Raw genomic sequence first — 8973 nt, forward strand, 5'->3', positions numbered from 1 at the left:
GCCCTCCCCTCCCCATTCACTCCGGGACAGGCAGGCGCGCAGAGGGGGATGTCAGGGCACGAGGGTGCCTCGGCGCCCCATCTGACCAGCGAGGAGCCCGAGTTGAGCGCGAGGGCATGAAAGCCCAGCCCACGGGATAGGCCACGGGGTACCCCACCCCCTCGATCACGGGGCAGCCCACGGGGTAGCCCACGGCCCGACAGGCGCGGGCAAGAACTACGCCGCCCGGAAAGGCGAGCACCCCATGTCCATCGCCACCGTCGCACCGGTCTCCGTCTGGGAGTTCGACGAGGCCACCGCGCGCCGCCTGCCCGAACGCCACCGCCCGCGCGTCCGCGCCACCGCCAACCCGGAGCAGGGCGTGGTGGTCGAAGACCTCAAGATCAAGTCGACGTTCGTGTCGGACCGGGTGCTCAAGTACGGGGCGAGTGCTGCCGAGCTGCGCCAGCTCTTGGTTGTCCTCCTGGCGGGTCGCGCCTAGCAGTAGCGCACGGGTCGCACCAGCAGTAGCAACGCCTGCGCGACGCGAGCAATCAGCTCGTGCTGACGTCGCGCCGGGTCCAGTGCGCGCCCCCGTCGCTGGTGGTCCACATGGTGTTGCTGTGCTCGTCGACGACCTGGCCGACGTCGCTGCCGTCGAAACCGGACAGAACCAAGCTGGGGTTGAAGCCGGGCTGGACGGACTCTACGTCGTGCCAAGTCGCACCGCCGTCGGTCGAGGTCTGCACGCCGTTCTCGGTCGCGGAGATTATCCTCGAGCTCGTGAGTGCGATCTGGTGGCCTATCCCGTTTGCGTTCGAGGTGAAGTGCCACCGTCCCCAGGTGATGCCGTCGTCGGTGGACACCTTGAGGAACACGTCGGTCGGGGCCCCCGGACCCGATGACGCCCCGCAGACCACTGCTAGGCGATCACCGGCGGCGGTCGCCAGCCCTGTCGTCCCGCCGTGGTCGGCCCGGCATGGATCAGGCATGGGAGTCCAATGCCTGCCACCGTCGAGGCTCCGGAAGAGCAGGCTGTCGAGGTACACGGCGTCGGTGGCGCTGTCGTCCGGCTCTCCGAAGAATCCCGCGTAGACCACGCGGTCGTTCTGCCAGACGACCTTCGCGTTCTGGCTCGCCCCGTTCGTGATCGGGGCGACGACGGTGTGCCAGGAATCCGACCCCGCAGTGGTCACCTGAATCTCGTCGCCGCAATTCCCAGTGTCAGGACAGTCCGGGTCCTGCCGTTCGTAGCCCGCGCGAATCACGGTGCCACCGCGAGCCGCCAGACTGAGGGTCGAAACCCCCGCGCCGCCGCCGCGCGTTGGATCGGGCGCCCAGGTCCCCCCTGCGTCGGTGCTCACGAAGAGGGCCCCGCTGCCGCTGCTGTCCTGGTCGGTCCTATAGAGGATGGACGCAGTGACCGGCAGCAGGCCGCCAAACTCCCCATCTCCGTCGACGGGCTGTGAGATTCGCGTCCAGGTCCGACCACCGTCGGTGGTGCGGAGCGTCTCGTGACAGCTGCTGGTCTTACAGGGTCGCGCGACGCCCAGCCAACCGTCCTGCGCGTTAATCCACGAAGTCCAGTTCAGATGGTTATAGAGCCCGGGTCCGGTGTCCTCCTGATGGCTGGTCCCGTTGCTCGAGCAGGCCGTCACGCCTAACAGCAGCCCAGCTGCGGTCGCCCCCGCCACCAGCGCGCGAATTTTCGTCACGACGGCAGAAGCTACACCCACGTGGACGAGCGGACCGGGAATTGAGACTCAAGACCGGTCGCGCACGCACCGCGGACGTCGGCTAGTTGGCAGCTCCCCACCTGGCTCCTCGCTGTGGGGCCGGCTCCTCCGCCCGGTGCGAACATGACGACCTGGTCGGCGTGCTGAAGGGTGGTCAGGCGGGGAATCCCGCCCCCGGACAGCTCTCGTCACCCTGAGGTGCCTCACCAGGTCCGCAACGCCGACTCCGCGGCGCTGCGCCAAGCGTGAGCAGCCGATGGGGTCCCGCGTGGTTTCCGGCCAGCCCGCTCACTCAAGGAGGGCGGCAAGGCGCTGAGCTAGCTCTTCTGGGGTGATCGTTTCGATGCCCAGGGCCTGGGCCCTGGCGAGTTTGCTGCCGGCGTTTTCGCCCGCGACGACGAGGTGGGTGCGCGAGGAGACGCTGGAGGACGCCCGGCCACCGGCTGCACTGATCAGTTCCGTCATTTCGGTGCGGGAGCGCTCCGCGAGCGGGCCGGTCATCGCGCCGGTGACGACCACGGTCAGCCCGGCCAGCGGCAGCGCGCTCGCCGTAGCGTCAGCGGTCGTCTTCGAGTCGGCGTCGGCATCAGTGGCAGTTGGCGGGACGAAGCCGGGCTGTTCCATGTTCACGCCTGCCGCGACGAGCTTGTCGACGAGCGGGGCGAGGTCGGCCAGCTCCGCCACGACGACGGGGGCTTTCTCGTTGCCGATGCCGTCGACCTGCTCCAGCGCCACGGCGTCGGCGTCGCGGATGGCCTGCAGGGAGCCGAAGTGCGCCGCGATGCGCAGTGACATGGAGCGGCCGGTGCCCAGGACGCCGAGGGCGCAGAAGACGCGGTTGAGCGGCTTGGTCTTGGCGGTCTCGATGGCGGCCATCAGGTTGTCCGCGCTTCTGTCGCCCATGCGGTCCAGGGTGAGGAGCTGGTCGCGGGTGAGGGTGAACAGGTCGGCGAAGTCCTCGATCAGTCCCTTGTCGACGAGTTGGACGACGATCTTCTCGCCGAGGCCGTCGATGTCGAGCGCGTCGCGGGCGACGGCGTAGCGGATGGCTTCGACCTGGCCGCAGGCGCGTCCCCGTTCGCAGCGCCAGCGCTCCTGGCTGCGGTCGATGTCGGCGCCGCAGCGCGGGCAGCGCTCGGGGAAGACGATGGGCTGCTCGTCCCCGGTGCGCTGGCCCGCGACCGCGCCCTCCACACGCGGGATGACCTCGCCGGCGCGGTAGACCACGACGTGGTCCCCGAGCATCAGGCCGCGGCGGGTGATGTCGGCCGGGTTGTGCAGCGTGGCGTAGGTGATGGTGGTGCCGGCGACGTCGACCGGGTCGAGGACGGCGCGCGGGGCGATCACGCCGGTCCGGCCGACGCTCCACTCCACGGCCCGCAGCACCGTGATCTTTTGCGCGGCGGGGAACTTGAAGGCGGTGGCCCAGTGGGGTGTCCGCGAGCCCGTCCCGGCCCGCTCCTGGTCGGCGGGGCTGTCGGCCTTGATCACGGCCCCGTCGAGTTCGAAGTCGAGCTCAGAACGCAGGGCGCCGATCTCACGCACCCGGTCGGCGACCTGCTCCAGGGTCGCGTAGGCCTCGGTGGCAACCGGGGTGCCGGCCGTGGTTCCCAGCCCGAGGGCGCCGAGGCGGGCGACGAGTTGGGTGTGGGTGAGCGCGGCGAGGGTGAGGTCGTCGGTGTGCTCGGGGTCGGTGAGCGCGGCGTAGGCCAGGAAGGTCTGCTCGATCCGGTAGGCGCGGTCCTTGGCGCGCAGCGATCCCGAGGAGGCGTTGCGGCGGTTCGCGAAGACGGTGGCTCCGTGTGCGGTCCGCTGCTCGTTCGCGGCGGCGAACTGGGCTTCGGTCATGAGGACCTCGCCCCGGACCTCGATCGTCACTGGCTCGGTCAGCTGCGCGGGCAGGCCGGTGATGTCGCCGATGGCGTGGGACACGTCCTCCCCCGTCGTCCCGTCGCCGCGGGTGACCAGTTGCACGAGCCTCCCCTTGCTGTAGCGCGCTGCCAGGGCCACCCCGTCGAGCTTGGGCTCCACGGCCCACCCGGCCACCGCCTCCCCACCGAGTCGCCGCTCCACCGATGCGGCCCACACCGTCAGCTCCTCGTCGGAGAAGACGTTGCCCAGGCTGAGCATCGGCACGGCGTGCTGGACGTCTCCCAGGGCTACCCCGCCGCCGATCTGCTGCGACGGTGAGTCCGCCGCGACCTGCCCGGGGTTGGCGTCCTCCCACGCGGTGATGCCGCGCAGCAGCTGGTCGTAGCTCTCGTCGTCCAGACCCGACTCGCCCGACCCGTAGTAGGCGTCGGCTGCCTGACGCGCCTGCGCGACGGCATCGAGGTAAGCGGCCTCATCGGCCAGGTCGACAGCGGGCACAGCGGCAGAGGGCTTCGTCATGCTGCTCATTCTCGCGATCACCACTGACAGGTAGGGCACCGGCGACCTCGCACGTTGCGGTCAGCCGGCCCGCCTCGGGCGCTGACTCAGCTTCCGGTTGCGGCGTGGATCCAGGCCTCCACAGCCTTCGTCTGGCCGGGGCAGAGCGCGTCTGGTTGCGCTGCCGCCAGGATGACCACGGTCGAGTCGTGTGTCGACCAGCCCGTCTTCTGCAACAAGCCCAACACATCCGCCGGCTTGTGGCCTTGAAGATAAGCGCACGCCTCGTGGCCGATCGCAAGGAGCTGCGCGTCAGAGCTCTCCTTCGGCGAGAACCGCTGGGTCTCGGACTGGGGAATCGCTCCCACTGCGCGCAACTGCGCCAGGAACCGAGAGTCCGCTGATTCGCTCGCCGAGGAGACCATGACTGTTGGAGCGCTGGGCTTAGCGGATCCGGCCGGTGTGTTCGGGCTGCTGCAGCCGCTTGCGGTCGCCAGCACGGCGAGGACCGCGGTGACGATCGCAGAAGAGGCTTTCAAGGTCACGGCTGGCCACTGTACGGGCGCGGCGGCTACTTCGCGAGGCGTCAAAGAAACCCGACCTGATCTGTGAAAACATAACCAAAAACACGTGAAGCGCGACGCAACAGACAACGCTTGGACACCTACAGCAGGTCGACATTCGCGCCAGCCAGACGGTTCCGGCAGTCGAGGACGTAGGACGCGTGCTCCAAAATCGCCTCGTAGTCGAAGACCGCGTGGCCGGTGAGCAGCACAACGGCGTCGGCGACCGCGATCTCCTCGGGCGTCGCGTCAACCTGGATCAGGCGTGCGTCGGCGCGGATGTCGCCCGCGACATGTGGGTCCGCGGCGCGCACCTCGGCGCCGAGGCCGAGCAGCAGCTCGGCGACGCGAGTGGAGGGCGATTCGCGGGCGTCGGAGGTGTTCGGCTTGTACGCCAGCCCAAGCAGCAGGACCTGGGAGCCGTTGATGGTCTTGCGACGCGTGTTCAGCGCCTCCATGAGCCGCCGGACCGCGTAGTCGGGCATGTGGTTGTTCACGTCGTTGGCGAGTTCGACGAACCGGAACGGGACCCCGACTGTGCGCTCGACCTTCCATGACAGGAAAGACGGGTCGATGGGCAGGCAGTGTCCGCCAACGCCGGGGCCCGGCGTGAAGGGCATGTAGCCGAAGGGCTTGGAGCCAGGAACAGCGGAGGGCGTGGCGACCAGCGGCCGCAGCAACGGAGGTGGCTACCGCCTGGCGGGCGGGGATCCGTCCGCTGCCTCGCGGGGCTCTGGGCACCTGGGAGCGGCCGTGGGATCATCGCCCGTGGGTTTTGACAAAAAGCAGACCCGGGGTCTGGCGCTGATCTTCTTCGGGCCGTGGGTCGGGATGCTGCTTTCCTGGTGCGGCATCATCGCGCTGGCCTTGCTGAGCGGCGTGTGGCCGAACAACCGCATCCCGCAGGTCCTCCTCGCAGTCTGGGTGCTGGCAGCAGCGGTGACGGGGGCACGCATGTGGCGGCGGAACGAGCCGGAAGAAAGGTGGATCCGGATCGCGCTGGCCCCCCTCGGGGCGCCGTTGTGGGCAGGCGCACGCTGCTGGCACGCCTGGAAAGCCCTGCGGCACTGACGTGTCCGCGATCGTGCTCGCGGCCATGACGTACGGGTTCATCTACTCTCCCAGCCAGGGACTGCGGGGCGTTCCCTGGTGACGACGACGTTCAGGGCCCCGGCAGTTGGGGCTGTCCGCCCCCGGTGATCAGAGACGTTTCGGGCTGAGTTGGCCGGGTTCCGGATGCTCGTCGTGCGTGAGATCGTGGCCGAACGGTGACCGCCGAGAAGCTGCGATGCGAGCCGGACTTGCGATCATCAGCAAATGGATGAGAGCAAGGGGCGTTCAGGCAGGAGGGCTGGCGCCGCGGGAGTCGTGCTTGCGATCGTGACAGCGGTCCTCGTGGGGATTCCCGTGCTTGCCTTCGTCGGCGTTCGCGAGAACAGCGATCCTCACCGGCCCGACATTGTCGCGATCACGAAATCCGGTGCTGTCTCATCCGCGGACGCGTCGACCACGACAGACATGGACAGGATCGACGCGGGCCTCAACTCGCTGCCCTGGCTCGCCAAGGTGGCCACGTCCGTTGTGGACACCTGCGAAAGCCGCATGTCCGGCGAGTTCTTCGCAAAGTTCGGGCCGGTGACCTGCGGGCGGTCGACCACGTACTACCTGGCCTTCGACGGGAACCTCCTCACGAGGACCCACGAGATCAGCGCGGCGATCGAACAGGCAGGCTGGCACTCACCGGCCAATGGCGGAATGTCCCTGCTCTGGAAGGCCATTCCCATGGTGGGCAGAGGCGTCAGCTGCCGGACGGGACGCACGCTTGAGGTCAGTGACCTTCCAACGGCCTCCTACTCGGATGTCTTCGGATCGGGTCTCACGGTCGGGGTGTGGGGGCAGCGGCCCGCGTTGCCAGTGTGGATCAGGGCGGTGCCCGCCCCGCAGTCCAGCGCGATCGACGCGGTGGGGGTGCGGCAGTTCCGCGGCGTGGATGTGTCGCAAGTGGTCCAGACCGCTTATCGGACACACTCGTACTTCCTGGAGATCCAGTTGCAGTCGCAGTACTTCAACAGCGCGGGACCGGTCTCTCAGACCGTCTTCGGTTCTGGCTCACAGTGTTGAGACTGTGGCATTGATCCGCTGCTGGGCGGGCCGAGGGCGGATCGGGTCGGCGGTTCGTGGAGGCCGCGGTCGAGAAGTTCGGCTTCGCGGCCGAGTCCCACGCCGACCAGTCGTTTTTCAAGGCCAGCACGTTCGCCGCGCCCGACCTGCTCTGCACCCAGCGGCTCCTCGACGCCGCCAGCAAGAACATCATCAGCCAGTTCGTCCACGTCTCCACCGACGATGTGTGCGGGCCGTGGCTGACCGGGAGCGCGGATGAGTCGGCGGCGCTGCGGAAAAGACCCAGCTGCAGCACCTGTTCACGGACGCAGCGATGAACATCACCCGGCTCGACGCCTGGACCAGAGGTGTTCCCCGCGCCGAGACCCGCACCTCGCGCTTCGAAGCACTGCGTCCCGCCGCCTGACGGCGGGACGCAAGGCCAGGCCCCAGTTCCAACAGGTCCGTGGCCGGGGCCCTCCACTGTGCTCGGGGCCGCCGCTGCACGGGGGAACAGCGGAGGCTCTCTTCGAGCGTACGTCCCGGCAGGCCGGGAACGGGGCATGACTGCCCATTGATCGAGCGAATGGTGTGGTGGTATCGCGGGCCCTGGGAGCACACCTACGCTCGACGGTATGGCTGACGACACGGAATTCCGTTCCCTGGACGGCACTCGACTGTCCGGCACCCTCACCATGACAACCACCACGATGGCGCCTGTCGGGGGTGTGGTCCTGGCTCACGGCTCCGGTGTGACCCGGGAGGAAGGCGGCTTCTTCACGCGGCTCGCTGAGGGCTTGGCAGCGGCTGGGGTCGCCAGCCTGCGGTTCGACCTGCGCGCGCACGGGGCCAGTGGGGGCGCGCTGCGGATCTGACGATCGCCGGCGTGGCCAACGACATCCGGGCAGCGTCCGATCACCTGCGCACCAGCACGGCCCACCCGGGGCCGGTGCACGTCATCGCGGCGTCCCTTTCGGGTGGCGCTGCCGCCCTGCACGCCGCCCACTACCCCGAGGGCGTCGGACGCCTGGTGCTGCTGAACCCGCGCATCAACTACAAGGACATGTACATCAAGGAGCGCTCCGGCTGGTTGGGTGACTACCTGTCTGCGGATCGTGCGGCTGAGCTCGACCAGGCCGGGGCCCTGCCTCGTGTGCCGTTCGAGACCGGCCGGGCGCTGCTCAACGAGGTGTTCCAACTGCCGGCGCCGGAAGCGCTCTGCGCCCGCGTACTGTGCCCGGTGTTGGTCGTCCACGGGACGAAGGACACGTTCGTGGACGTGGAGCTCTCGCGCAGGTACGCCCCGCTGTTCGGCGCGGGACAGGGAGCCGAGTTGTTCGAGCTCGACGGCGCGCAGCACGGTTTCGCGGTGCACGACGACCCGGCCCATGCGGACCCGCAGACGCAGGCGTGGCAGAAAGAGGTGATCGGCAAGGTGACCGAGTTCCTGGCGTCCTAGCCGGCCGCGAGGACGACCAGGCGCTCGTGCTGTTCCCGCACCTGCGGCCGCTGCCGGTACGGGAACAGCGTCCGGGCGGTCCCGCTGAGCGCGCTGATGGCCTGGCCGGAGCGGACATCTGCGGCGACTTCGAGCGCGGTTGGCTTCCTCCCCCGGCCGCACGGCCGACTGGGCACCACGCCCTACCGGAGGTGGAGCGATCGTTTCGGCTCGGTCGCCGTTGTGCGGGCGACGCGCGCGGCGGACGCGGTTTCGGTTGGTCTTTGGGCTCGGGTCATGTGCGCTCACCTTGGGGCGCAGTGGTGGCACAGGCTCTCTCCGACGGCCAGAGGGCGGCCGCATAGGCCGTCGTCGCCCGGGCACTCGCGGTGGACCCCGCGGTCGGCGGGGCGGGACGGTGCTGCAGCTGCTTCGGCGTGGTGCGGGGTCGGGGTCTGGAGCAGGTCGTCGATGCGCCATGCGAGGGCTCCTCGCGGGTGGGTGAGCCCTTCGGTGTCGGCGGTCAGCGCGGTGAGGATGCGGGTGCGGGTCCAGCCGCGACGCAGGAGCTCGTCGACCTTGTCGCCCAGACGTCGAACGGTGGCGCCGGTGAGGGTGAGTCCTGGGATGGCGTCCGCGACGGTCCACAGGAGGTCCTGTCCCGGCGTTCCGGGCGCTTGTGGGCTGTGCCGCGGGAGTTGCTCCGGCGTGATGGCCCCCGCCCCGGCCCTCCCGCTGCTCTCGGCCGCGCTCCGGCCTGAGTCCTGTACGGGGGGCAGGTGCGGGG

10 protein-coding genes and 1 pseudogene are annotated in these 8973 nt (G+C 69.3%); 6 read left to right on the top strand and 5 right to left on the bottom strand.

The features are described from left to right. The first annotated feature begins 244 nt into the window (after window positions 1–244). Window positions 245–481, top strand: coding sequence for a hypothetical protein (locus DN069_RS38490; protein WP_111507890.1), 237 nt, complete (start codon window positions 245–247; stop codon window positions 479–481). A gap of 52 nt (window positions 482–533) precedes the next feature. Here DN069_RS38490 and DN069_RS38495 read toward each other — a convergent pair whose 3' ends face one another. The 4 genes and pseudogenes from DN069_RS38495 to DN069_RS38510 form a co-directional block, all read right to left on the bottom strand. After that, window positions 534–1694: a WD40/YVTN/BNR-like repeat-containing protein gene (locus tag DN069_RS38495; RefSeq protein ID WP_133260197.1), complete on the bottom strand. Its 1161-nt coding sequence runs from the start codon at window positions 1692–1694 to the stop codon at window positions 534–536. Between the two features lie 309 nt (window positions 1695–2003). Beyond that, the gene (ligA, locus tag DN069_RS38500) at window positions 2004–4115 is read right to left on the bottom strand and encodes an NAD-dependent DNA ligase LigA (protein ID WP_111507892.1); all 2112 of its coding nucleotides are present in this window, start codon (window positions 4113–4115) and stop codon (window positions 2004–2006) included. 77 nt (window positions 4116–4192) lie between these two features. Beyond that, the gene (locus DN069_RS38505; RefSeq protein ID WP_133260198.1) at window positions 4193–4630 is read right to left on the bottom strand and encodes a DUF732 domain-containing protein; all 438 of its coding nucleotides are present in this window, start codon (window positions 4628–4630) and stop codon (window positions 4193–4195) included. Window positions 4631–4749: 119 nt separating this feature from the next. Beyond that, window positions 4750–5286 (bottom strand): annotated as a pseudogene (locus DN069_RS38510) (UDP binding domain-containing protein); the annotation flags it as partial. A gap of 130 nt (window positions 5287–5416) precedes the next feature. On the opposite strand from DN069_RS38510, the gene DN069_RS38515 reads away from it, so the two are divergent. The 5 genes from DN069_RS38515 (at window position 5417) to DN069_RS38530 (ending at window position 8207) form a co-directional block, all read left to right on the top strand. Next, complete coding sequence (locus DN069_RS38515) at window positions 5417–5719, top strand: hypothetical protein (RefSeq protein WP_111507894.1); 303 nt, start codon at window positions 5417–5419, stop codon at window positions 5717–5719. A gap of 246 nt (window positions 5720–5965) precedes the next feature. After that, window positions 5966–6769 (top strand): hypothetical protein, encoded by an 804-nt coding sequence (locus tag DN069_RS38520; RefSeq protein WP_133260199.1) that lies wholly within the window; start codon window positions 5966–5968, stop codon window positions 6767–6769. Between the two features lie 56 nt (window positions 6770–6825). Further along, the gene (locus DN069_RS38525) at window positions 6826–7086 is read left to right on the top strand and encodes a GDP-mannose 4,6-dehydratase (RefSeq protein ID WP_111507896.1); all 261 of its coding nucleotides are present in this window, start codon (window positions 6826–6828) and stop codon (window positions 7084–7086) included. 297 nt (window positions 7087–7383) lie between these two features. After that, the gene (locus DN069_RS42235) at window positions 7384–7623 is read left to right on the top strand and encodes an alpha/beta hydrolase family protein (RefSeq protein WP_243640334.1); all 240 of its coding nucleotides are present in this window, start codon (window positions 7384–7386) and stop codon (window positions 7621–7623) included. A gap of 11 nt (window positions 7624–7634) precedes the next feature. Beyond that, window positions 7635–8207, top strand: coding sequence for an alpha/beta fold hydrolase (locus DN069_RS38530; RefSeq protein WP_243640335.1), 573 nt, complete (start codon window positions 7635–7637; stop codon window positions 8205–8207). Between the two features lie 284 nt (window positions 8208–8491). Here the strand turns inward: DN069_RS38530 and DN069_RS40775 are convergent. Next, the coding region (locus DN069_RS40775; protein WP_165845834.1) for a hypothetical protein at window positions 8492–8973 on the bottom strand (482 nt) is incomplete at its 5' end.

Source organism: Streptacidiphilus pinicola (assembly GCF_003258295.1).
Classification (GTDB): Bacteria; Actinomycetota; Actinomycetes; order Streptomycetales; family Streptomycetaceae; genus Streptacidiphilus; species Streptacidiphilus pinicola.

What these genes read in the sequence shown, in the direction of transcription:
- DN069_RS42235 (WP_243640334.1), top strand. Translation starts at nt 7,384, where the DNA reads ATGGCTGACGACACGGAATTCCGTTCCCTGGACGGCACTCGACTGTCC.
- DN069_RS38490 (WP_111507890.1), top strand. Translation starts at nt 245, where the DNA reads ATGTCCATCGCCACCGTCGCACCGGTCTCCGTCTGGGAGTTCGACGAG.
- DN069_RS38520 (WP_133260199.1), top strand. Translation starts at nt 5,966, where the DNA reads ATGGATGAGAGCAAGGGGCGTTCAGGCAGGAGGGCTGGCGCCGCGGGA.
- ligA (WP_111507892.1), bottom strand. Translation starts at nt 4,115, where the DNA reads ATGAGCAGCATGACGAAGCCCTCTGCCGCTGTGCCCGCTGTCGACCTG.